Annotated in this window: 22 protein-coding genes and 1 pseudogene; 9 read left to right on the forward strand and 14 right to left on the reverse strand. The window is 67.8% G+C overall.

The window, feature by feature from the left end:
- Positions 1-7: 7 nt before the first annotated feature.
- A pseudogene (locus PVZ77_RS26225) lies at positions 8-445 on the forward strand (methyl-accepting chemotaxis protein); the annotation flags it as partial.
- Here the strand turns inward: PVZ77_RS26225 and PVZ77_RS22110 are convergent.
- Positions 442-1,053 carry a histidine phosphatase family protein gene (locus tag PVZ77_RS22110; RefSeq protein ID WP_273809604.1) on the reverse strand — a complete coding sequence of 204 codons (612 nt, stop codon included), beginning with the start codon at positions 1,051-1,053 and terminating at the stop codon, positions 442-444. The pseudogene PVZ77_RS26225 and the gene PVZ77_RS22110 sit on opposite strands and share 4 nt — an antisense overlap.
- A gap of 5 nt (positions 1,054-1,058) precedes the next feature.
- Positions 1,059-2,231, reverse strand: coding sequence for a sensor histidine kinase (locus PVZ77_RS22115; protein WP_273809605.1), 1,173 nt, complete (start codon positions 2,229-2,231; stop codon positions 1,059-1,061).
- Positions 2,232-2,826: 595 nt separating this feature from the next.
- Here PVZ77_RS22115 and tyrS point away from each other — a divergent pair.
- The 6 genes from tyrS (at position 2,827) to PVZ77_RS22145 (ending at position 8,063) form a co-directional block, all read left to right on the forward strand.
- Positions 2,827-4,071, forward strand: a complete 1,245-nt coding sequence (gene tyrS, locus PVZ77_RS22120; protein ID WP_273809607.1) for a tyrosine--tRNA ligase — start codon at positions 2,827-2,829, stop codon at positions 4,069-4,071.
- Positions 4,072-4,081: 10 nt separating this feature from the next.
- Positions 4,082-4,759: an SDR family oxidoreductase gene (locus PVZ77_RS22125; protein WP_273809609.1), complete on the forward strand. Its 678-nt coding sequence runs from the start codon at positions 4,082-4,084 to the stop codon at positions 4,757-4,759.
- Between the two features lie 98 nt (positions 4,760-4,857).
- Positions 4,858-5,625: an SDR family NAD(P)-dependent oxidoreductase gene (locus PVZ77_RS22130; protein ID WP_273809610.1), complete on the forward strand. Its 768-nt coding sequence runs from the start codon at positions 4,858-4,860 to the stop codon at positions 5,623-5,625.
- 10 nt (positions 5,626-5,635) lie between these two features.
- Complete coding sequence (locus PVZ77_RS22135) at positions 5,636-6,820, forward strand: acetyl-CoA C-acyltransferase (protein ID WP_273809612.1); 1,185 nt, start codon at positions 5,636-5,638, stop codon at positions 6,818-6,820.
- Between the two features lie 14 nt (positions 6,821-6,834).
- Positions 6,835-7,620: an enoyl-CoA hydratase gene (locus PVZ77_RS22140; protein WP_273809614.1), complete on the forward strand. Its 786-nt coding sequence runs from the start codon at positions 6,835-6,837 to the stop codon at positions 7,618-7,620.
- 47 nt (positions 7,621-7,667) lie between these two features.
- A complete protein-coding gene (locus PVZ77_RS22145; RefSeq protein WP_273809615.1) occupies positions 7,668-8,063 on the forward strand; it encodes an ester cyclase in 396 nt (131 codons plus the stop codon).
- On the opposite strand, the gene PVZ77_RS22150 is transcribed toward PVZ77_RS22145, so the two are convergent.
- From PVZ77_RS22150 to PVZ77_RS22170, 5 genes are read right to left on the reverse strand one after another with little or no spacing between them, the layout of a single operon-like run.
- Positions 8,060-9,079, reverse strand: a complete 1,020-nt coding sequence (locus PVZ77_RS22150) for an AraC family transcriptional regulator (RefSeq protein ID WP_273809616.1) — start codon at positions 9,077-9,079, stop codon at positions 8,060-8,062. The genes PVZ77_RS22145 and PVZ77_RS22150 overlap by 4 nt on opposite strands.
- Positions 9,076-10,458, reverse strand: coding sequence for a dihydrolipoyl dehydrogenase (gene lpdA / locus PVZ77_RS22155; RefSeq protein ID WP_273809619.1), 1,383 nt, complete (start codon positions 10,456-10,458; stop codon positions 9,076-9,078). Before lpdA ends, PVZ77_RS22150 begins: the two co-directional genes overlap by 4 nt.
- Positions 10,459-10,460: 2 nt before the next feature.
- Positions 10,461-11,771 carry a dihydrolipoamide acetyltransferase family protein gene (locus PVZ77_RS22160; RefSeq protein WP_273809621.1) on the reverse strand — a complete coding sequence of 437 codons (1,311 nt, stop codon included), beginning with the start codon at positions 11,769-11,771 and terminating at the stop codon, positions 10,461-10,463.
- 1 nt (position 11,772) lies between these two features.
- On the reverse strand, positions 11,773-12,831 hold the full coding sequence (locus tag PVZ77_RS22165; protein WP_187979061.1) for an alpha-ketoacid dehydrogenase subunit beta: 1,059 nt from the start codon (positions 12,829-12,831) through the stop codon (positions 11,773-11,775).
- Positions 12,832-12,835: 4 nt separating this feature from the next.
- A complete protein-coding gene (locus tag PVZ77_RS22170; RefSeq protein WP_273809623.1) occupies positions 12,836-14,068 on the reverse strand; it encodes a 3-methyl-2-oxobutanoate dehydrogenase (2-methylpropanoyl-transferring) subunit alpha in 1,233 nt (410 codons plus the stop codon).
- 223 nt (positions 14,069-14,291) lie between these two features.
- On the opposite strand from PVZ77_RS22170, the gene PVZ77_RS22175 reads away from it, so the two are divergent.
- Positions 14,292-14,753, forward strand: a complete 462-nt coding sequence (locus PVZ77_RS22175; RefSeq protein WP_273809624.1) for an Lrp/AsnC family transcriptional regulator — start codon at positions 14,292-14,294, stop codon at positions 14,751-14,753.
- Between the two features lie 14 nt (positions 14,754-14,767).
- On the opposite strand, the gene PVZ77_RS22180 is transcribed toward PVZ77_RS22175, so the two are convergent.
- Both PVZ77_RS22180 and PVZ77_RS22185 read right to left on the reverse strand, forming a co-directional pair.
- Entirely contained in the window at positions 14,768-14,980 is a 213-nt protein-coding gene (locus PVZ77_RS22180; protein WP_273809625.1) for a hypothetical protein, read from the reverse strand.
- Between the two features lie 65 nt (positions 14,981-15,045).
- Entirely contained in the window at positions 15,046-15,453 is a 408-nt protein-coding gene (locus PVZ77_RS22185; protein WP_133859315.1) for a response regulator, read from the reverse strand.
- Positions 15,454-15,851: 398 nt separating this feature from the next.
- On the opposite strand from PVZ77_RS22185, the gene PVZ77_RS22190 reads away from it, so the two are divergent.
- The gene (locus PVZ77_RS22190) at positions 15,852-17,618 is read left to right on the forward strand and encodes a glycoside hydrolase family 5 protein (protein ID WP_273809626.1); all 1,767 of its coding nucleotides are present in this window, start codon (positions 15,852-15,854) and stop codon (positions 17,616-17,618) included.
- Between the two features lie 64 nt (positions 17,619-17,682).
- Here the strand turns inward: PVZ77_RS22190 and PVZ77_RS22195 are convergent, their stop codons facing one another.
- The 5 genes from PVZ77_RS22195 to mmsB all read right to left on the reverse strand — a co-directional run bounded on the left by PVZ77_RS22195 (position 17,683) and on the right by mmsB (position 22,430).
- Positions 17,683-18,234 carry an ATP-dependent Clp protease proteolytic subunit gene (locus PVZ77_RS22195; RefSeq protein WP_273809627.1) on the reverse strand — a complete coding sequence of 184 codons (552 nt, stop codon included), beginning with the start codon at positions 18,232-18,234 and terminating at the stop codon, positions 17,683-17,685.
- A 148-nt stretch (positions 18,235-18,382) separates the two neighbouring features.
- Positions 18,383-19,183: a universal stress protein gene (locus PVZ77_RS22200; RefSeq protein ID WP_158891073.1), complete on the reverse strand. Its 801-nt coding sequence runs from the start codon at positions 19,181-19,183 to the stop codon at positions 18,383-18,385.
- A 138-nt stretch (positions 19,184-19,321) separates the two neighbouring features.
- Complete coding sequence (locus PVZ77_RS22205; protein WP_273809628.1) at positions 19,322-20,473, reverse strand: acyl-CoA dehydrogenase family protein; 1,152 nt, start codon at positions 20,471-20,473, stop codon at positions 19,322-19,324.
- A gap of 11 nt (positions 20,474-20,484) precedes the next feature.
- Positions 20,485-21,537 (reverse strand): enoyl-CoA hydratase/isomerase family protein, encoded by a 1,053-nt coding sequence (locus tag PVZ77_RS22210; RefSeq protein WP_273809629.1) that lies wholly within the window; start codon positions 21,535-21,537, stop codon positions 20,485-20,487.
- On the reverse strand, positions 21,534-22,430 hold the full coding sequence (gene mmsB / locus PVZ77_RS22215; protein WP_273809630.1) for a 3-hydroxyisobutyrate dehydrogenase: 897 nt from the start codon (positions 22,428-22,430) through the stop codon (positions 21,534-21,536). Before mmsB ends, PVZ77_RS22210 begins: the two co-directional genes overlap by 4 nt.
- Positions 22,431-22,443: the final 13 nt, after the last annotated feature.

The raw sequence follows: 22,443 nt of genomic DNA on the forward strand, positions 1-22,443 counted from the left end.
GGACACGGTGGCGGTGATGACGCGCATCGCCGACGAGATCCAGGTCGCTGCCAATGGCATCGAGGACCTCGGCAAGCAGTCGCTGGTGATCAGCGCCATCGTCAAGACCATCAGCGGTATCGCCGAGCAGACCAATCTGCTGGCGCTCAACGCCGCCATCGAAGCCGCCCGGGCGGGCGAGCAGGGCCGGGGTTTCGCCGTGGTGGCCGACGAGGTCCGGCAACTGGCCGGGCGCACCAGCAAGGCCACCGAAGAAATCGTCGGGGTGGTGCAGCAGAATCAGCAACTGGCACAGACCGCGGTCAGCAACATGGCCGCCAGTCGCCAGCAGGCGGAGCAGGGGCTGCACCTGGCGAGCAACGCCGGGGTGCGCATCACAGAGATCCAGGAGGGCGCCCGCCAGGTGGTGGGCGCGGTCAGCCAGTTCGCCCGGCGGCTGAGTTAGGACTGTTCGTCCCAGCCAGGAGCGCTGTACCACGCATAACCGGCCGCATCGAGTTCCAGCCAGCGACCCTGGTGGATGACCATCCGGGTCGCCACCTCCGGGCTGGCCAGACCGGTCGCCACCAGCAGGCTGCGGATCAGGGCGCCATGCGCCACCAGTAGCGTGGGGCCCTGGAGTTCTTCCAGCAGCGGGCGCACCCGCTCGGCGGCATCGGCATAGCTTTCGCCACCATGTACCCGAAAGGTATAGGGCTCGGCGACGCGTCGGGCGTGCTGCTCCGGATAGCGCTGGGCGATGGTCGGCATGTCCAGTCCCTCCCAGTCACCAAAGGCCTTTTCCGCCAGGCGCGCATCGCGGCCCAGGCTTCTAGGCGTGCCCGGCAGCTGCGCCAGGATCAGATCGAGCGTTGCGCTGGCGCGTCGCAGCGGACTGCTCAGGCAGGCGAAGCGAGAGACGTCGAGACGGTCGCGCAGGGCCAGGCCCACGGCTTCGGCCTGGGCACGGCCGCGCGCGTTGAGCGGTATGTCCTGGCGACCCTGGAGGCGACCGCTGGCGTTCCAGTCGGTTTCGCCGTGACGGATCACCAGCAAGGGAGAGGGGAAGGGCAAGGGCATCAATCCAGGGCAGTGGGCAGGGTAAGAAGGAATCTCAGGTGGCCGGCTTCCAGGCGCGCGACCAGGCTGCCGCCATGGCCGCGGGCGATTTCCTGGGCGAGATAGAGACCCAGGTCCAGGCGGGCGGGCTGCGCAAGGTCGGCCTTGCTCAGCGCCGGCTGGAACAGCTGGCCCAGAGTGCCAGGATCCACCACGGCGGTGCTGCTTTCCACTACAAGGCTATAGCAGCGTTCTTTGATCGCGCCGCGCAGCAACAGGCTGCCCCCAGGGGGATTGCGGGAGGCGACCTGCTGCAGCACGGCGTCCAGCGCCTGCAGCACGCGCGGCAGATCCAGGCGCAGGGCGGCCGGCAAGGCCGGTAATTCGCTGCTCAATGTCTGCCCAGGAAAGCGAGTCTGCAGCGTGGCGAACAAGCCCAGGAGCCGTTCATTGACGTTGTCCACCAGCGCCGGTTTCAGGGGCACGCCATGGCCCAGGCGCGCGCGCACGAAGTCGGCGGCCTCGGCGCTGCGTTCGGCGAGGCGACGCGCCTCGCTGTGCCAGTGCCAGATCTGCTGCGTATCCGCGGACGGATCCTGCGCAGCCAGCGCCCGTAGAGGACGCTGCAGATCCTCTTCCAACAGCACCAACAGCTGTTCGCGCAAGGGTTCCAGATCGTGGTCGCCGCGCGGGCCGGGGCTTTCCTCGCGACGTTGCTCTTCGCGGGCGAGCAGTTCGCCCAGCAGGCGGGCGAAGCCGTCCAGGGTAGCGATCACCGGGCGCTGCTCCAGCAGCGGTGCGGGCTGGGGATCAAAGGCGCACAGCGTGCCGAAAAAGGTGCCGTTGGGCCGAAACACCGGGACCGACAGGTAGCTTTTCCAGCCATAGAGGCCGGGCGCCGGGTGGTCACAGTAGGTGGGGTTCTGGGTCACGTCGCTGATGATCACGGCGTCGTGGGAGGAGCGTACGTGGTTGCAAAGGGTGGATTCGAGGTCCAGTTCGGCGCCGGGTTGCAGGCCGAAGGCGATGCGATCCTCCACCGCGCAGGCGATCCAGCGCTGCTCGGTGACCTCGGCGACGGTGGCGACCCCAAGGCCGCTGACATCACAGACGACGCGCAGGAGCGCCGCGACGGAATCCAGGGACGCCAGCAGCTCGATGCTTTCGACGGTGCTGGAGAGTTGGCTGGGCATGACGCTGTAGTTCTCTGACGGACACGGCCTGAACGCTAGGCCAAGAGACACCGGACGGCAACCACCAGCTACGCCTCGTTGAGATTGTTCCAGGCCGGGACTAGCCGATCAGGTCGGTCGCGTAGGCCAGCACCGTGAGGCAAAGCAGTAGCAGCAGCAGATTGGCCGGGGTGATGCTTTTCATCTGAGGGATCCTCTCACGCAAGGGGTTTTCCTTGTCCAGGTACACCTGGAAACGCCACGTTGGCGCGGGGGATCGCTAGGGGTGGAGCGGGTACGTTCATCTCTGCGTCTCGATACTGCTGGCAAAGGACAGGTGTCGGAACGCCACTGTCGCCGTTCGTTCAGCGCCTGCCAGGGGAGGTGCGACATCTGGTCGAAGCGGCAGTGCGAGCGGTTCGCAGTTGCCAACCGCAGGGCGAGCCGGTGGCGTGACGCCCCATGCGAACCTTCCTTTGCCCCATCAGCGCCTATTACTACTACCTGATCAATATCGGGTGGTAGGTACTGCGCTGCATGACCGAACCGCCTAGGGCGGCTCGGTCAAGGCAACTTCTTCCGGTCTCCCTGGCACCGTCCAGCCACAGGAGACCCCATGGACAGCACCCAGCAAGACCTGCTCGCCACCCTCGAAGCCCGCGGCTTCGTGCACCAGACCACCGATCGTGACGGCCTCGCCCGCGCCTTTGCCAGGGGACCGGTGACCGGCTATCTCGGCTTCGACGCCACCGCCGACAGCCTCCACGTCGGCCACCTGCAGGGCCTGATGCTGATGCGCTGGCTGCAGCGCGCCGGCCATCCCATCCTTCTGCTGATCGGTGGCGCCACCACTCGCATCGGTGATCCCAGCTTTCGCGACAGCAGCCGTCCGGTGCTCACCGACGGCCAGATCGCCCTGAACATGGCCGGCATCGCCAAGGCTTTTCACCGCTATCTCGAAGTGGGCGATGGCCACGGCCGCGCCCAGGTGGTGGACAACGCCGAGTGGCTCGACGGCCTGGGCTACCTAGATTTCCTTGGCGCGGTCGGCCGGCACTTTTCCATCAGCCGGCTGCTGACCTTCGATGCCATCAGGAGTCGTCTCGACCGCGAGCACTCGCTGTCCTTCGAGGAGTTCGGCTACACCCTGCTGCAGGCCTACGATTTCGTCGAGTTGTCGCGGCGCTATGGCTGCACCCTGCAGCTGGGCGGCGCCGACCAGTGGGCCAACATCATCAACGGCGTGGAGCTGTCGCGCCGGCAGGGCGGTCCCCAGCTCCATGGCCTGACCATGCCGCTGCTGGCCACCCGTGACGGCCGCAAGATGGGCAAGTCGGCCCAGGGCGCGGTCTGGCTCAACGAGGAGCGGCTGTCGGCCTTCGATTTCTGGCAGTTCTGGCGCAACTGCGACGATGCCGACGTCGAGCGTTTCCTGGCGTTGTTTACCGAATTGCCGCTGGACGAGGTGCGGCGGCTTGGCGCGCTCGGCGGTGCGGAAATCAACCTGGCGAAGAGCGTGCTGGCCAACGAGGCGACCCGGCTGGCCCATGGCGAGCGGGCGCAACGCGAGGCCGAGGCAGCCGCCGCCGAGGTGTTCGCCGATCGCGACGGCGCCGGGCAGTTGCCGGAGGTCGCCTTGAGCCGCAGGCAACTGGACGCGGGCGTCACCCTGGTCGAGTTGCTGGTCGAAGCGGGAGTGCAACCGTCGCGCAGTGCGGTGCGTCGCCTGGCGGAAGGCGGCGGCCTGCGCCTGGACGAGCAGCCGGTGGCCGATCCGGACCGCCGTCTGGTGCTGAGCGACGTGGGTCGGCGGGTGAGTCTGGGCAAGAAACGGCATCTGCGCATCACGTTGATGGACTGAGGAGAAGGCTATGAATGTCTGGGTGATAGGTGCCTCGCGGGGCATAGGTTTGGGGCTGGTGGAGCGCTATCTGACGCAGGGTGCTCGGGTGTTGGCGGTGGTGCGAACGCCGAACGCCACCTTGGATGCCATGGCCGCGACCGCCAAGGGACGCCTGCAGGTAGTGACCGGTGATCTATGCGATCCCGACCTCGGCACCCGACTGTTGGAAGAGTCGCGTTCTGGCTCGCTGGAGCGGCTGATCGTCAATGCCGGCATCATGGGGCCGGTGGAGGAGGACGGGCAGCGGGCAAGCGTCGCGGAGCTGGGCGAGTTGTTCCTGACCAATGCCGTGGCGCCCCTGCGGTTGCTGGAGGCCCTGGCACCGCGGCTGGCCGCGGCCGGGGTGGCAGCCTGCTTGAGCTCGCAGATGGGCAGCGTCAGCCTGGCGCGGGCCGCCGAGATGCCGCTCTATGGTGCCAGCAAGGCAGCGCTCAACAGCCTGCTGCAGAGCTGGGTCGCCGGGCAGCAGCCGGCGTTCGCCGTACTGGCGCTGCATCCGGGCTGGGTGCGCACCGAACTGGGCGGGTCCAGCGCGCCGGTCGAGGTGGCCGATAGCGTCGCCGGTCTGGTGGCGACGATCGAGGCGCGGGCCGGCCAGCGCGGCTGCGCCTTTCTCGACTACCAGGGGCAAGCCCTGCCCTGGTGAGCGAGGGGCCGGATCGCTCGGTACGGCTGAGCGCTCCGGCCCTTGTCCGACCCCGGCCGAGGATCGAAGATGAATCCATCATCCTGGGGAGTGCCACCATGCGCATCGACGAGCAAACCTTTCTGGTAACCGGCGCCGGGTCCGGCCTGGGCGCCGCCACTGCCAAGGGACTGATCGCGGCAGGCGCCCGGGTGGCACTGCTGGATCTCCAGGCCGAGGCCGTGCAGGCCCAGGCCGAACGGCTCGGCGACCAGGCTCTGGCGCTGGCCGTGGACGTGACCGATGCCGAGGCTCTGAGCGCCGCCATGGATACCCTGATGGCCCGCTGGGGCAGTCTGCAGGGGGCGATCAACTGCGCCGGCATCGTGGGCGGTGCACGCATCCTCGGGCGCAATGGTCCCCACGATCTCGCCGCCTTCGCGCGCATCATCAACGTCAACCTGGTGGGCAGCTTCAATGTCCTGCGCCTGGCCGCCGCGGCCATGGCCCAGGGCGAGGCCAATGCCGACGGTGAGCGCGGCGTGATCGTCAACACCGCCTCCATCGCTGCCTTCGATGGCCAGATCGGCCAGGCCGCCTATGCCGCTTCCAAGGGCGGCGTCGCCGCGCTCACCCTGCCGGCGGCGCGCGAACTGGCCGGACAGGGCATCCGGGTCATGACCATAGCGCCCGGCGTCTTCGAGACGCCCATGATGGCCGGCATGACCCCCGAGGTGCGCGACGCCCTGGCCGCCAACGTGCCCTTTCCCCCGCGCCTCGGCCGCGGCGAGGAATTCGCCGCCCTGGTCTGCCACATCATCGAGAACCCCATGCTCAACGGCGAGGTGATCCGCCTCGACGGCGCCCTGCGCATGGCCCCGCGCTAGGAGAATTGCCATGAACGATCCCATTGTCATCGTCGCCGCCGCCCGTACGCCCATGGGTGCCCTGGGTGGCGAACTGGCGGCGCTGTCGGCGCCGCAACTGGGCAGTGCCGTGGTCCGCGCCGTACTGGCGCGGGCAGGCTGGGCGCCGGAACGGGTCGACGAGGTGCTGCTGGGTTGCGTGCTGCCCGCCGGCCTTGGCCAGGCACCGGCACGCCAGGCAGCGCTGGGCGCCGGTCTGGCCCAGAGCACGTGCTGCACCACCCTGAACAAGATGTGCGGTTCGGGCATGCAGGCGGCCATCCTCGGCCATGACCTGCTGCGCGCCGGCAGTGCCGAGGCGGTGGTGGCGGGCGGCATGGAAAGCATGAGCCGTGCGCCCTATCTTTTGGAAAAGGCCCGCAGCGGCTACCGCCTCGGCCATGGCGCCCTGATCGACAGCATGTTTCTCGACGGCCTGGAGGACGCCTATGAGCCCGGGCGCCTGATGGGCACCTTCGCCGAGGATTGCGCCGCGCGCCTGGGCATCGGCCGCGAACGCCAGGATGCCTATGCCCAGCAGTCTCTCGCCCGAGCGCGTCAGGCCCAGGCCAGCGGCGCCTTCGCCAGCGAGATCGTCGCGGTGGAGGTGGCGGGGCGCAAGGAAATCCTGAGCATCGACACCGATGAGCAACCTCGCCGCGCCGATCCGGCACGCATTCCGACCCTCAAGCCGGCCTTTCGCGAAGGCGGTACCGTCACCGCGGCCAACGCCAGTTCCATCTCGGATGGCGCCGCGGCGCTGCTGCTGATGCGGGCCAGCACGGCCGCGCGCGAAGGGCTGAGGCCGCTGGCGACGATCCGTGGCCATGCCGCCCATGCCGGCGCGCCGGGCGACTTTCCCACCGCGCCCATCGGCGCCATCCGCACCTTGCTCGAGCGCATCGACTGGCAGCTGAGCGACGTCGACCTGTTCGAGATCAACGAAGCCTTCGCCGTGGTGGCCCTGGCCGCCCAGGATATCCTGGGGCTGGACCCGGAACGCCTGAACGTGCACGGTGGCGCCTGTGCCCTGGGCCATCCCATCGGCGCTTCCGGTGCGCGCATCCTGGTCACGCTGATCCAGGCGCTGCGCCAGCGCGGACTGCGCCGGGGCGTGGCCGCCATCTGCATCGGCGGCGGCGAGGCCACGGCCATGGCGCTGGAACTCAACGACTAGACAAGGACAAGACCATGAGCGAACCCTCTGCCGAATCGACCCTGCTGCTGGAGATCGAGGCGCGCGTCGCCCTCATCACCCTCAATCGCCCCAAGGCGCTCAACGCCCTCAATGCCCAGATGCTGCATGAGCTGGATGCCCTGCTGGCGCGCCTGGACGCCGATCCCGAGGTCGGTTGCGTGGTGCTCACCGGCTCGGCCAAGGCCTTCGCCGCGGGCGCCGACATCAAGGAAATGGCCGGTCAGGGCTATCCGCAGATCTACCTGGACGACTACTTCCGCGTCGCCGACCGCATCGCCGAGCGCCGCAAGCCGCTGATCGCCGCCGTCGCCGGCTATGCCCTGGGCGGTGGTTGCGAACTGGCGCTGCTGTGCGACTTCATCTATGCCGCCGACACCGCGCGCTTCGGCCTGCCGGAGATCACCCTGGGCGTCATTCCCGGCATCGGCGGTACCCAGCGCCTGACCCGCGCCCTGGGCAAGGCCAAGGCCATGGAACTGTGCCTGACCGGGCGGCAGCTGCCCGCCGCCGAAGCCGAACGTGCCGGGCTGGTCGCCCAGGTGTTTCCTGCCGACGAACTGCTGGAGCGTACCCTGGAGGCCGCGCGCGGCATCGCCAGTCGTTCGCTGCCGGCGACCCTGCTGCTCAAGGAAAGCGTCAACCGCGCCTTCGAGACCAGCCTGGCCGAGGGCATCCGCTTCGAGCGTCGGGTCTTCCATTCGCTGTTCGCCAGCGCCGACCAGAAGGAAGGCATGGCGGCCTTCGTCGAGAAGCGGCCGGCGAAGTTCGAGCATCGCTAGCCTTAGGTTCCAGGCTAGCCACGTCCACTCTCAGGGAGCAGCGGATCTTGTCAGTTGAAGAACTACGCGAGCGCTACCAGGCCTATCTCGACTGCCTCAATCGCCAGGCATGGGCGGAGCTGGGCCGTTATGTCGACGAGGCCGTCGAGCATAACGGCCGGCCGCTGGGCTTGGCGGGCTACCAGGCCATGCTGGAAGGCGATCATGCCGCCATTCCCGATCTGCACTTCGCCGCGCGGCTGCTGGTGGTCGAAGCGCCCTGGCCGGCCGCGCAGCTGGATTTCGACTGCACGCCGCGCGGCGAGCTGTTCGGGCTGGCGGTGAACGGACGCCGGGTACGCTTCAGCGAGCACGTCTTCTATCGTTTCGAAAACGGACGCATCCGCGAGGTGCGCTCGGTGATCGATACCGCCGCCATCGCCGCCCAGCTCGCCGACGGCTAACCTGCCCGGGTCTGGCGTTGGCGATAGCCGAGGGGACTGAGGCCCGTCCACTTGCGAAAGGCGCGCTGGAAGGAACGGGGGTCGGCGAAACCCAGGCGCAGGGCCAGTTCGTCCAGGGGCAAGGCGCCCTGGTCCAGCTGGCGACAGGCCAGGCGGCACCGGCGTTCGTCCTTGAGGCCCTGGTAGGTCTGGCCGCTCGCGGCCAACTGGCGCCTCAGGGTGGCGGGCGCAAGGCCCAGGGCCTCGGCCAGGCTGACGGCGTCCGGCCAGTCCTCTGGGGCGCAAGTACGCAACAGGGTGCGGATGCGGGCGATCAGGCTGGCGTCGTCGCGATAATGCACCAGCAGATTGCCCGGTGCGGCGGCGATGAAGCGGCGCGCGTCCGCGGCAGTACGGCGGATAGGCAGGCCCAGCACGGCAGCGTTTAGCACCAGGCAGTCTTCGCCGCGGGCGAAGCTCAGTCTCGAGCCGAAGCGCTGCCGATAGTCGGCCAGCAGTTCCGCTGGCGGCTCCTCGGCAATCTGGCGGATTTCCTCCAGCGGCAAGCGACGGCCCACCAGCCAGCACGCCAGGCCGTGCAGGATCAGCCAGAGGGTGAAGACGGCGAAGCTGCCCGGCAGACTGCCCGGGGCCAGCCGCAGGGTCACCTGCTCGCCATTGCGCTGCAGGCGCAGGTCGACGCCCAGGGTCAGCCGCAGGAAGTCGACGCTCTGCCGCAGGGCATCACCGAGGGTCGGTTGCAGGCGGGTGCTCTGACAGAGAAAGGCGAAGCTGCCCGCCGGCAGCGGGCGCGGACCGAGGGCGAAGAATTCATCATCGAAACGCTGCGCCAGGCGGTACCACAGCTGGCCGAACGACGGCGCCGAGAGGCGCTCGCGGCCAAGTAGCAGGTTGGATAGCTGGACGCCGTCGGCGGCGAGCAGGGTGTCCGGCGCCAGACCACTGCGCCGGCACAGCCCGGCCAGGGCCTCGTCGAGGATGCCCCGCGCCAGGCTGTCGCGCGGCAGGCCGGTCACAGATGCAGGGCCCGACCCAGGGCCCGCAGCGCTGCTTCCTGCACCACTTCGCCCAGGGTGGGATGGGGATGCAGGGTGGCGGCGACGTCTTCCAGCTGCATGCCCATTTCCAGACTGTGGGAAAAGGCCGTGGCCAGTTCCGCCACCTGCTGCCCGGTGGCCTGCCAGCCGAGGATGCGATGGTCGTCCGCGCGGGCCACCACCCGGACGAAGCCTTCCGGCGCCTCCAGGGTAAGGGCACGGCCATTGGCGGCGAAGGGGAAACTGGCGACCTTGGTCTCCAGCCCCTGGGCCCTGGCCTGCTCGGGGGTGAGGCCGACCACCACGATCTCCGGATCGGTGTAGCACACTGCTGGAATGGCCACCGGAGCGAAACGCCGGCGCTTGCCGGCGATCAGCTCGGCCACCACCTCGCCCTGGGCCATGGCACGGTGGGCCAGCAGGGGTTCGCCGGTGAGATCACCGATGGCCCAGACGTCGGTCATGCTGGTACGACAGCCGTCGTCGACGCGGATGTAGCGACCGTCGTAGTCCAGCGGCAGGCGTTCCAGGCCTTCGGTGCGGGGGCGGCGGCCGGCGGCGACCAGGATGCGCTGGGCCGGCAGCGTCTGCTCCTGGCCCTCGGCGTCGGTCATCCGCAGGCCGGCACCATCGGCGGCCAGCCCGGCGACGCGGCTATCAAGGTGCAGCTCGATGCCCAGCCGTTCCAGGCGCTGGCGCAGGGGAGCGGTCAGCTCGGCATCGTAGCCGGGCAGCAGGCGCGACTGGGCTTCCACCACCGCAACCCGGGCGCCCAGCTTGCGATAGGCGATGCCCAGTTCCAGGCCGATGTAGCCGGCACCCACCACCACCAGGTGCTCGGGAATGTCGCTGGGCGACAGCGCCTCGGTCGCCGATATTACTGGTCCCCCGAAGGGTAGGTTGGGCAGCTCGACCGAGGCTGAGCCCATGGCCAGCACCAGGTGCTCGGTGCGGATGCGCAGCCGCTCGCCGCCCGCGCGCTGCACCTCGACGGTCTTGCCGTCGAGGATCTCGGCCCAGCCCTCGATCACCGTCACACCCTGCTTCTTGAGCAGGGCGGCGACACCGGTAGTGAGGCGATCGACGATGCCGTTCTTCCAGGCCACGGCCTGGCCGAGGTCCAGCTCCGGGCGGCCATGGCGGATGCCCAGGCTGCCATGCTCGGCGCGACCGCAGGCGCGATGGTATTCCTCGGCGACATGGATCATCGCCTTGGAGGGAATGCAGCCGACGTTGAGGCAGGTACCGCCGAGGGCGGCGCCCTCCACCAGGGTGGTGGCGATGCCCAGCTGGGCGGCACGCAGGGCGGCGACATAACCGCCGGGGCCGCCGCCGATGATGAGGAGTCGGGTGTCCATGGCTACTCCAGGAAAAGGGTGGCGGGTTGTTCGAGCAGCTGGCGCACGGCCTGGATGAAGCTGGCGGCGTCCTGGCCATCGATCAGCCGGTGGTCGAAGGAGGCGGAGAGATTCATCAGCTTGCGCGGCACCACCAGGCCATTGCGGAAGGCCGGACGCTCGACGATGCGATTGACGCCGATGATGGCCACCTCGGGATGGTTGATGATGGGCGTGGAGGCGATGCCTCCCAGCGGACCGAGGCTGCTGATGGTCAGGGTCGAACCGGACAGCTCGTCGCGACCGGCCTTGCCGCCGCGTACCGCGGTGGCCAGCCGGGCTACCTCCTGGGCGCAGCCCCAGAGATCCAGGGTTTCGGCGTGGCGCACCACCGGCACCGCGAGACCCTGTTCGCCCTGGGTGGCGATGCCCAGGTGCACGGCGCCGTAGCGGGTCACGGTGCTGCTGTCTTCGTCGAAGCGCGCATTCATCTGCGGAAAGTCCCGCACCGCTACTACCAGGGCGCGAGCCAGGAAGGGCAGCAGGGTGAGATGGGCACGACGACCCTGCCAGCGCTGGTTGAGGGTGGCGCGCAAGGCTTCCAGCTCGGTGACATCCACCTCTTCCACATAGGTGAAGTGGGGGATATGCCGCTTGGCGGCCTGCATCTTCTCGGCGATCTTGCGTCTCAGGCCGATCAGCGGGATGCGCTCCTCGCCACCGCGTTTCGCCAGGCCACCGCCTGCGGTGGCCGGCGGCAGTCCGGCGTCGCGTTGCTGCACATAGGCTTCCAGATCGCCATGCAGGATGCGCCCGCCCTGACCGCTGCCAGTGACGAACCTCAACTCGATGCCCAGGTCCCAGGCGTGCTGGCGCACCGCCGGCGACGCCAGCGGCGCACTGCCGGGCGCCGGACGAGAGGCCGGTCGCTCGTCGTCGTGCGGGCGCTCCGGTTGCGTACGTCGCGGGGCTGGGGTCGTCTCGGGCTCGGGCGCTTCCACCTCGGGCGCTGGTGCTGGTGCTGGTGCTGGTGCCGGCGCCGGCGCGGCTTCCAACGGCGCGGGGCGACTGGCCTCGCGCAGGTTGCCGTCGCCGGCCACCTCCAGACGGACCAGCTCGGCGCCCACGGCCAGCACCTGGCCGGGCGCGCCGCCCAGGGCGACCACCCGGCCCACCACCGGGGAAGGGATCTCCACCATGGCCTTGTCGGTCATGACGTCGGCCAGGGTCTGGTCTTCCTCGACTTCATCCCCTACCGCCACGTACCACTTGACCAGTTCCACCTCGGCGATGCCTTCGCCGATGTCGGGCATCTTGATGACATGGGTACCCATCTCAGACCTCCATGACGCGCTTGAGCGCGGCGCCGACCCGGGACGGACCCGGGAAGTAGTCCCATTCCTGGGCGTGGGGATAGGGGGTATCCCAGCCGGTGACGCGCTCGATGGGCGCCTCCAGGCGATGGAAGCAGTGCTCCTGCATCAGGGACACCAGCTCGGCGCCATAGCCGCAGGTGCGGGTGGCCTCGTGGACCACCACGCAGCGGCCGGTCTTGTTCACCGAATCGGTGAGGGTCTGCAGATCCAGCGGCCAGAGGCTGCGGATGTCGATCACCTCGGCGTCGATGCCGGTCTCGGCGGCGGCCGCCAGGGCGACCCAGACGGTGGTGCCATAAGTCAGCACCGTGACCTGCTTGCCGGGACGGACCACGGCGGCCCGTTCCAGCTCCACGCGGTAATAGCCGTCCGGCACGGCGCTGGCCGGGTGGCCCGACCAGGGCGTTACCGGGCGGTCGTGGTGACCATCGAAGGGGCCATTGTAGAGGCGCTTGGGTTCGAGAAAGATCACCGGGTCGTCGCTCTCGATGGAGGCGATCAGCAGGCCCTTGGCGTCGTAGGGATTCGAAGGCATCACGGTGCGCAGGCCGCACACCTGGGTGAACATGGCCTCGGGACTCTGGCTGTGGGTCTGGCCGCCGTAGATGCCACCACCGCAGGGCATGCGGAACACCAGCGGCGAGGTGAACTGACCCACCGAGCGATAGCGCAGGCGCGCCGCCTCGGAGACGATCTGGTCGATGGCCGGATAGACGTAGTCGGCGAACTGGATCTCCGCCACCGGCCGCAGGCCATAGGCGCCCATGCCCACCGCGGCGCCGGCGATGCCGTTCTCCGAGATGGGCGCATCGAAGACCCGCGAGGCGCCGTACTTGGCCTGCAGGCCCTCGGTGCAGCGAAAGACCCCGCCGAAGTAGCCGACGTCCTCGCCGAATACCACCACGTTGTCGTCGCGTTCGAGCATCACGTCCATCGCCGAGCGGATGGCCTGGATCATGGTCAGGGTGCTGCGGCTGCCGGCCTGGGTCGGCAGGTCGGTTTCCTGTTGTACGGTCATGGCGTCACTTCCCGAGCTGTTGGCGTTGGCGGCGCAGGTGCGGCGGCAGGTGCTGGTAGACCTCCTCGAACATGTCGGCGGCGCTGGGGGCGAGCTCGCTGGCAAAGGTGCCGTGAGCTTCGGCGGCCTTCTGCGCGGTAGCCACCTCGGCTTCCAACTCGGCAGTCAGCGCCTGGTGCTGCTCGTCCGACCAGAGGCCGCGACCGATCAGGTGCGCCTTGAGCCGGTCGATGGGGTCGCCCAGGGGGAAATGCGTCCAGTCATCGGCGGGACGGTACTTGGACGGATCGTCCGAGGTGGAGTGGGGGCCGGCGCGGTAGGTCACCCATTCGATCAGGGTCGGCCCCAGGTTGCGCCGGGCGCGTTCGGCGGCCCAGCGCGAGGCGGCCAGCACGGCGAGGAAGTCGTTGCCATCCACCCGCAGCGCGGCGATGCCATAGCCGAGGCCACGGGTGGCCAGGGTGATGCCCTCGCCGCCGGCGATGGCCTGGAAGGTGGAGATGGCCCACTGGTTGTTGACGATGTTGAGGATCACCGGCGCCCGGTAGACGTGGGCGAAGGTGAGGGCGGCATGGAAGTCGCCTTCGGCGGTGGCACCGTCGCCGATCCAGCCGGCGGCGATGCGGGTATCGCCCTTGATCGCCGAGGCCATGGCCCAGCCCACCGCCTGGATGTACTGGGTGCCCAGGTTGCCGGAGATGGAGAAGAAGCCGAGGTCGCGGTAGGAGTACATCACCGGCAGCTGGCGGCCCTTGAGCGGATCCCGGGCATTGGACAGCAGCTGGCAGATCATCTCGTCCAGCGGCGCCTCGCGGGCGATGAGGATGCCCTGCTGGCGATAGGTGGGGAAATGCATGTCGTCCGGGCGCAGCGCCAGGGTCTGGCCGACGGCGATGGCTTCTTCGCCGAGACACTGCATATAGAAGGAGAGCTTTTTCTGCCGCTGGGCCTTGAGCATCCGCGCATCGAACAGCCGCGTCTTGAGCATGGCCCCAAGACCCTGCAGCAGCAGTTCGGGCGCTTCTTCGGTGGCCCAGGGGCCAACGGCGCGGCCCTCTTCGTCAAGGATGCGGATCAGCTGGGTGGCCAGTTCCCGGGTGTCCACTGGCGCCACGTCCACTGGCGGCCTTTCCGCACGGCCGGCGGGACAGAGTTGCAAGTAACTGAAGTCGGTGGGGCGTCCCGGTCGGCCGCTGGGCTCGGGGACGTGCAGGCGCAGGGGTGGGTAGTCGCTCATGGCCGCCCCTCCGGCTGGATGAGGGTGCGGGCGGGTCGCAGGACGGGTTGGCCGTCCGGATGCGATGCAGGGTGCCACATGATGGAGGCCTCGGCATTCTTGTTATTGGTCGCCTGAGTATAGGCCGGCTCCGCTAGCCGTTTTGCCGCAATTTCGGGGTGGGCAGCCCGGGCTTTTGGTGCTATTGAACTCAGTACAAGAACAACAGTAGAGGTTTTGCACCATGGCTGGTCTGGATCGTATCGACCTGCGCATCCTCAATGCCCTGTCCGCCGATGGCCGCCTCAGCTGGCGCGATCTGGCGCAGAAGATCGGGCTGTCGCTGACTCCGACGCTACGGCGGGTCAAGCGACTGGAGGAGGAGCGCTACATCCAGGGGTATCACGCCCAGCTCGACGAAACCCGGCTGGCTGGCAGCGTCAGCGTCTTCGTCTCGGTGCGCCTGGAAAAGCAGTCCACCGATTACCTGCGGGCCTTCGAGCGGGAAATCGTCAAGGCGCCCCAGGTGATGAGCTGTTTCCAGATGACCGGCGATGCGGACTATGTGCTGCGGGTGGTGGTGCAGGATCTGGCGAGCTATCAGCATTTTCTCGCCGATACCCTGACCTGTATTCCCGGAGTGGCCAGCGTGACCTCGGCCTTTTCCCTCAAGGCGGTCCTGCTGCGACCGGCGCCTCCGCTCTGAAGAGCCAGCAGGGGCTAGCGAATGCCGAGGGCGCTGCGAACGTGTTGCGCCTGCGCGGTGCAATAGGCGTTGTCCCGCAGTCGCGCGGTATCCAGCATCAGCGTCAGACGGCGCTCGTCGGCAGCGCGGCGGAGCTGCACCGGCAGACCACCGTCTGGGGTCAGGGGACCGAACAGGCAATCGAAGTGGGGCAGCTGCGCAACGAACTGTTGGGTGAGGGCAAGCATTGTTGTTGTCCGAGGTATCGAGGTGGCGATGTGACACTATTCACATCGCCCGGGTTCCTCAACCTTCAGGCGCTGGGCGTAACCGAATAGGCGACGCCGTTCACTGCATCGATCAGCTGACCGATCGACCAGGGCTTGGGCAGGAAGCGCACCTGGCACTTGATGCTCGCGGTGGAGGGCGTTTCGTAGCCGGACATGACAATAATCGGCATGTCTGGCCAGCGCTTGCAGACCATGTTGGCCAGCTGCGCCCCGTCCATCGAACCCGGCATACGGATATCCGTGAGCAGCAGGTCGATATTGGCGTCTTCCTTTTCCAACAGCGTCAACGCGGTGTCGGCGGAGTCAGCGGCGATGATGTTGAAGCCTTCGGGTTCGAGGATCTCGCGGACGAAATCCGCGACCAGTGGCTCGTCGTCCACCACCAGGAGAGTGGGTCGGAAGACAGGGGTTCCCGGCTGTTCTGCGCGCATGACTGGACCTTATATACAAGACGTTGCTGAGCCTTGGATAGCCGCGACCCGGGAAAATTCCCCGGCCAGGACGTCAATGAATCTGGCGTCAGATTTCTGTCTCTAGCGCGTGATTATTTTGTCAGGCGCAGCTTTTCCAAGCTGCGACCCCATGCCGCGTACATTTGGTTACGTTTCCCGTAACGGCTCTGGGGCAGGGTTTTCAGCGTGCCATTGAGGTGGGTCGACTGCCATGCGAGGGAAAGGTTCCAGCCACCTGGCATATGACTTGTATTGGGTAAGGCAACTGCAGGACGCAGAGTGCTTTTCTTGTCACGTCCCAGTGGCCTTACCTAAACCCAGGCTTTGCTCGTACACAAAGGACATCGACGCCACGCCTCCCAAAGCAGTATCCGACCATGACGTCTATCCGCTCCTTCGCTACCGCTCTTCGTCGTCCGCTCGCTACCGCCGCCACCGTTCTCGCGCTGTCCGCTGGCGTCGCCCAGGCCGAGCCAGTCAGCCTGGTCGGTCTGAATCTGTCGGGTGCGGGCTTTGCGCCCCAGGTGCTGCCCGGCATCAACGGCACCAACTACATCTTCCCGGTGGAAGCCTACTTCCAGCAGTGGAGCGCCCGGGGCGTCAAGCTGATCCGTTTCCCCGTCATCTGGGAGCGCCTGCAGCCCCGTCTGGGCGGCCCGTTGGACAGCGCCTACGTGGCCCTGGTGAACCAGACCTTCGGCTATGCGCAGAAGCACGGCATCAAGATCATCCTCGACCTGCACAACTACGCCCGCTATCGCGGCCAGGTGATCGGCACCAGCGGCGTACCCTACGCCCGCTACCAGGAGATCATGACCCACATCGCGCGGCAGTGGAGCGGTCAGTCCTCGCTGTACGCCTACGACATCATGAACGAGCCCCACGATGCCATGGCCTACTGGCCGACCGCGGCCCAGTACGGCATCAATGGCGTGCGCGCGGTGGATAGCACCCGTCCGGTCATCGTCGAAGGCAACGGCTGGTCGAGCGCCACCCGCTGGGCCGAATTCAACGACGCCCTGCTGGGGTTGAAGGATCCGGCCAACAACATCATCTTTTCGGCGCATTCCTACTTCGACGAGAACGCCGGCGGCAGCTACGACAAGACCGACGTCAACAAGCTCGATGCCAACTATGGCGTGACTCGGGTGAAGCCCTTCGTCGACTGGCTGAAGAAGAACAACAAGCGCGGCTACATCGGTGAATTCGGCGTCCCGGACAACAATCCGCGCTGGAACCTGCTGATGGACAACATGCTGGCCTACCTCAAGCAGAACTGCATCCCGGCCTCCTACTGGGCCGCCGGTCCCGGCTGGGGCAGCTACTTCATGTCCGTGGAGCCGATCAACGGCCAGGAGCGGCCGCAGTGGCCGACCCTGCGCAAGTACCTGGACGACAGCAGCTGCAGCGCCATCGGTCCGGTCGCCAATGGCAGCACCACGCCGGCCACCGGCGGTAGCGCCGCCGGCAACAGCGGTTCGGCAGGCGGCAGCGCCGGCGCCGTGGGCAATTCCGGTAGCGGCAGCAACACCGGCAACGCAGGCAACACCGGTAGCAATGCCGGGGTCCAGATTCCGCCGAGCACCGGTGCGACCGCCGGTACCGTGACCTCGGTGATCAACGACTTCACCAACCCGGACTGGCACAAGGGGGTGCTCCTCAAGAAGGCCGCGATCTCGGTACCCGGTACCGCGGTGAATCGCGCCGCCTTCAAGGCCGGTGCCTATCTCACCACCGCGGATGGCCAGGTGCGGCGGATTTCCGGGGTGCAGGTCGGCAACAGCCTGGGCGTCTTCACCGAGGGCACGCCGTTCAACGGCAACACCGTGGGCTATCCCAGGACGGTGACCGTGTCGCCCACCGGCGTGACCAGCGCCGCCAGCGTCAGCAGTGCCATCAACGACTTCACCAATTCCGACTGGAATCGCGGTGTCTACCGTCGCGGCGCCGCCATCTCCATCCCGGCCACCGCGGCCAATCGCTCGGCCTTCAAGCTGGGTGGCTCGGTACGCCTCGTCAATGGGCAGATCCTCAAGATCAGCTATGTGCAGGAGGGCGCGAGCAACCTGGGGGTGTTCTTCGACGCCAGCCGCCTGGATGCCAGCGTCGGCTACCCCAACACCCTGGTGTCCTTCAGCCGCTGATCTCCAGCAGCGGGCAATAAAAAACCCGGTGGCCAAAGGTCACCGGGTTTTTTTATTGCCCGCTTCAAAGATGGATGAAGGTGGTGACCTCATCCGGCTGCACCCGGCATTCGTCCACGGCATGGATCACCCCGGTGGTCAGGGCCGCTTCCGGACTCAGCAGCCGGGCGTTGGCCTTGAGGCAGCTGTATATGTCCAGGGCTTCGGCGGCACCGGCCGTACGCTCGGCGACGATGCCGGCGTAGAGGTCCAGGTCGTAGTCCAGGCACATGGCGTATTCGGCCATGCGTGCATGGTCCACCGAGTTGTTCAGATTCCAGTAGAAGGAATGATAGAGGAACTTGCTGTGGCGACTGGCGGTGCGGTGTTCGCCGGCCAGGAACAGGATGTTGCCCATGGATTCGACGGTACCCAGGTTGTGGGTGTGCACTGGCAGCGGCAGGGACAGCAGGAAGTTGTACATCGTGAAGCCATAGCTGCAGTCGCCGCCCATGGTGGCGATCTTCAGCAGGATCCGCGAGGCATCCTGCTGGACCGCCTGGGAGCACTGGGCGATCAGATGGCCGCAACTGGTGGAATTGATGGGACCGGTGAAATGGATGACATGGGTGCTCATGGGGCCTACCGACGCGCCGGGGAGCCCGGCGGAGGGCGGGGCTCTATAAGAGCTGCTTCGGCGACTTTCGGACGGGCTTGAGCGTGGATGTCGGCTGGCCGACGAAGCGCGTCCCAGACGGATGGACTGCGCCTTGGCGCAACCAGGATCAGCGCAGCAGCAGCATCGGCACTTCGGTCTTGTGCAGCAGCTGGGTGGTGCGACTGCCGCGCAGGAAGCGCCAGACCGAGGAGTGGCTGTAGGCGCCCATGATCAGCAGGTCCGCCCGGCGTTCGTCGAGATGGCGGGGGACGATGCGCTCCACGTCGCCATGGGCGACGGTGGTGTCGACCCGGCACCCGGCGCTGCGCAGCAGCAGCGCCAGGTCTTCCAGGCGCTTACGCAGGATCGGATCGTCTTCGCCGACTCGTAGCAGCGTGCCGCTCATGCCGGTCAGCAGCGGACTGCGCGCCAGGGCCAGGATGCCCTGGTGGGTGGCTTCCCGGCCGTCATAGGCGATGGTGAACTGGCGCGGGGGCTTGAAGGGGCCCGAGCAGATCAGGATCGGCCGGTGCACGGCGCGCACCACGGCTTCCAGCTGGCTGCCGATGCCACTGTCTCCGGAGCGCTCGCCGCGCTTGCCGATCACCAGCAGGCGGGTGTCCCCTTCGAGGGTCTTGAGCGTATCCACCAGTCCCTCGGGGCGGCGCAGGATCTGCGGTGCCGAGGTCAGGCCCTGCTGGAGGAGGCGCTGGCGGGCATTGAGCAGCAGCGCCTTGGCCATCCCGGCACCGACGTCATCGTCCAGATAGACCGGGGTACCGTTGGCGACCTTCTTGCCGCTACTGGCCGACTCCTGCACATGCAGCAGGGTGACGGGCGCATCCAGCCGTCGCGACAACCAGGCGGTGTGGTCGCAGACGCTTTCGGCGTGGGGAGAACCATCGATGCAGGCGAGCAGGGAGGCCATAACGGTATTCCTTGGCGAGACCGGGACCAGACTCGATCCCTGTCCGGAGCGTAGCACCCGCCCAGCGCTGTCCAGGTGACGCCTGGATGTCATCTTCGGCTTTTGCTGGGCAGGTCACGGCCGTCATCCCGGACGCCCTCACATTTCGTAGCGATCGAGTTCCCGGGTGATCAGCAAACGCTGGATTTCACTGGAGCCTTCGTAGATCTGGGTGATGCGGATGTCGCGGTAATACTGCTCCACCGGATAGTCCTCCAGGTAGCCATAGCCGCCATGGATCTGGATGGCCTTGGAGCACACCCATTCACCGGTTTCGGTGGCGAACAGCTTGGCCTGGGAGGCTTCGCTCAGGCACGGCTGGCCGGCCGTACGCAGCCGCGCCGCATGCAGGATCAGCAGTCGCGCGGCGTTCAGGCGCGTATGCATGTCGGCCAGCATGTTGGCGATGCTCTGGTGCTGGATGATCGCCTTGTCGAACTGGATGCGCTCGCGGGCATAGCCCAGCGCCGCCTCGAAGGCCGCGCGGGCGATGCCCAGGGCCTGGGCGGCGATGCCGATGCGACCGCCTTCCAGGTTGGAGAGGGCGATGGCCAGCCCCTTGCCGCGCTCGCCCAGCAGGTTGGCCGCCGGAATCCGGCAGTTGTCCAGGGTGACGGCGCAGGTGTCGGACGCGCGCAGGCCCATCTTGTGTTCGGTGCGCTCGACGCGAAAACCGGGGGTGTCGGTGGGTACCAGGAAGGCTGACAGGCCCTTCTTGCCCAACTCCGGATCGGTCACTGCGAAGACGATGGCCAGGCCTGCACGGCGCCCATTGCTGACGAACTGCTTGCTGCCATTGAGCACCCAGCTGTCGCCCTCGAGTACCGCACGGGTACGTAGATTGTGCGCCTCGGATCCGGCCTGGGGTTCGGTCAGGCAGAAGCAGCCGATCACCTTGCCGGCGGCCAGGTCGGGCAGCCAGCGATCCTGTTGCGCGGCGCTGCCGTAGCGCAACAGCGGCCCGCAGCCCACCGAGCTGTGGATGCTCATCAGGGCGCCGAGGCTGCCGTCGCCGGCGGAGATCTCTTCCACGGCCAGGGCATAGGCGACGTAATCCATATAGGTGCCGCCCCATTGCTCGGGCACCACCATGCCCAGCAGGCCCAGTTCTCCGAGCTGGGCGACCACGGCGTCGTCGATCCACTCGGCCTTTTCCCAGGCGCGGGCGTGGGGCGCGACCTCGCGGCGGGCGAAGTCGCGCGCCAGGTCGCGGATCATGCGTTGTTCTTCGGTGAGTTCGATGTCGTGCATGGGAGCCTCCCTCAGGAATGGCGAAAATCGGAGAAAAAGGCCGCGACGCGACGGGGGTCCAGATCCTGCCAGCGGGCCGGATTCCAGTGCGGCGTGCGGTCCTTGTCCACCAGCATGGCGCGCACCCCCTCGATGATCTCGCCTTTCTCGAACCAGCGGCGATCCAGGTGCAATTCCAGGGCGAAGCACTGCTCCAGGGACAGCCCACCGCCCTGGCGCAACAGCTCCAGGGCGGTGGCGACCGCCAGCGGCGAACGGGCGTCCAGGGTGGCGAGGGTTTCCTGCGCCCAGTCGCGATAGGCGGAGCGCTGTTCCGCCTGCAGACTGCCGCGCAACTCTTCCACAGTCGCCGCGGCGAAGTGCTCGGCGATGGCGGGACGCAGGTCGGTCAGGCGCGCCGCCTCGGGCGGAGCGACGGCGAATGCCTGCAGCAGGGCGGCCAGATCGGTCGGTCCCTGGGCGGTGGCCGCCTCCAGGCGCCGGAGCAGGTCGTCGTTGGCCGCTTCGGGGGTGAAGACATCGGCCAGGCCCGCGGCCAGGGCGTCGGCCGGGCCGATCTGCACCCCGGTCAGACCCAGATAGAGGCCCAGCTGGTCGGGCAGGCGTGGCAGGAAATGGCTGGCGCCGACATCGGGGAAATAGCCGATGGCGGTTTCCGGCATGGCCATCCGGGTGCGCTCGCTGACGATCCGCAGCCGCGCCGCCTGGACCAGGCCCATGCCGCCGCCCAGCACCAGCCCATGGGCCAGCGCCAGGATCGGCTTGGGATAGCGGTGCAGTGCCAGGTCGAGGGCGTATTCCTCGGTGAAGAAGCTCAGGTGCAGGTCATCGCCGCGCTGGTAGCTGTCGTACAGCGCCCGGACGTCGCCACCGGCGCAGAAGGCCTTGGACCCGTTGCCGCGGAGCACGATCACCCGCACGGTCGGGTCCTGCTCCCAGTCGCGCAGCGCCCCGTGCAGGGTGCGCACCATCTGCAGATCCAGGGCATTGAGCCCGGTCGGGCGATCGAGGGTCAGGTAGCCGACCCCGCCGCGTCTCTCCAGCAGTACCTTGGCGTCGCTCATGCACCGTCCTCGTCCAGGTAGTCCTGGATGATGGCCGAGAAATCCAGGCCGCCGCCACCCGCGCGGCTGAATCTCTGATAGAGCTGCTGCGCGACCGCCCCAAGGACCACCGGCTGGCGCACGGCTCGCGCGGCCTCGGTGGCCAGGCTCAGGTCCTTGAGCATGAGCTCGGCGGCGAAGCCGCCCTGGTAGCCACGCGAGGCTGGCGCCTGGGGCAGCACGTCCGGATAGGGGTTGTTGACCTCCGAACTCCAGCAGCGCCCGCTGCTGGTATTGATCACCCCGGCCAGCGTCTTGGCGTCCATGCCCAGGCGGGTACCCAGGGCCATGGCCTCGGCCACCCCGATCATGGAGATGCCCAGCAGCAGGTTGTTGGCCACCTTGGCCACCTGGCCGTTGCCGCTGGCGCCGCAGTGCACCAGGTTGCGGCCCATGGCGGCCAGCAGCGGCTGGGCGCGCTGGAAGCCCGCCTCGCTGCCGCCGACCATGAAGGTCAGGGTGCCGGCCGCGGCACCACCGGTGCCGCCGGAGACCGGGGCGTCCAGCAGTTCCAGGCCGCGTTCGGCGGCGGCGCTGGCCACCGCCCGGGCACTCAGCGGATCGATGGTGGAAGAATCGATCAGCAGGGTGCCCGGCCGAGCCCGGGCGATCAGCCCGTCGTCGCCCAGATAGACCGTCTTCACATGGGCGGCCGCGGGTAGCATGGTGATGATCACTTCCGCGCCACTCTCCGCTACGGCGGTGGGCGAGGCGGCGACCTCGGCGCCTTCGGCGCGCAGCGCCTCGAGCGCGGCGGTGGAAAGGTCGAAGACGGTCAGCTGATGGCCGGCCTTGAGCAGGTTGCGGGCCATGGGCGCGCCCATGTTGCCCAGTCCCAGAAATCCCAGATGCATGCTGGCGTCTCCC

The sequence above is a fragment of the Pseudomonas sp. SHLD1 genome, from assembly GCF_028640935.1.
Classification (GTDB): Bacteria; Pseudomonadota; Gammaproteobacteria; order Pseudomonadales; family Pseudomonadaceae; genus Chryseomonas; species Chryseomonas aestiva.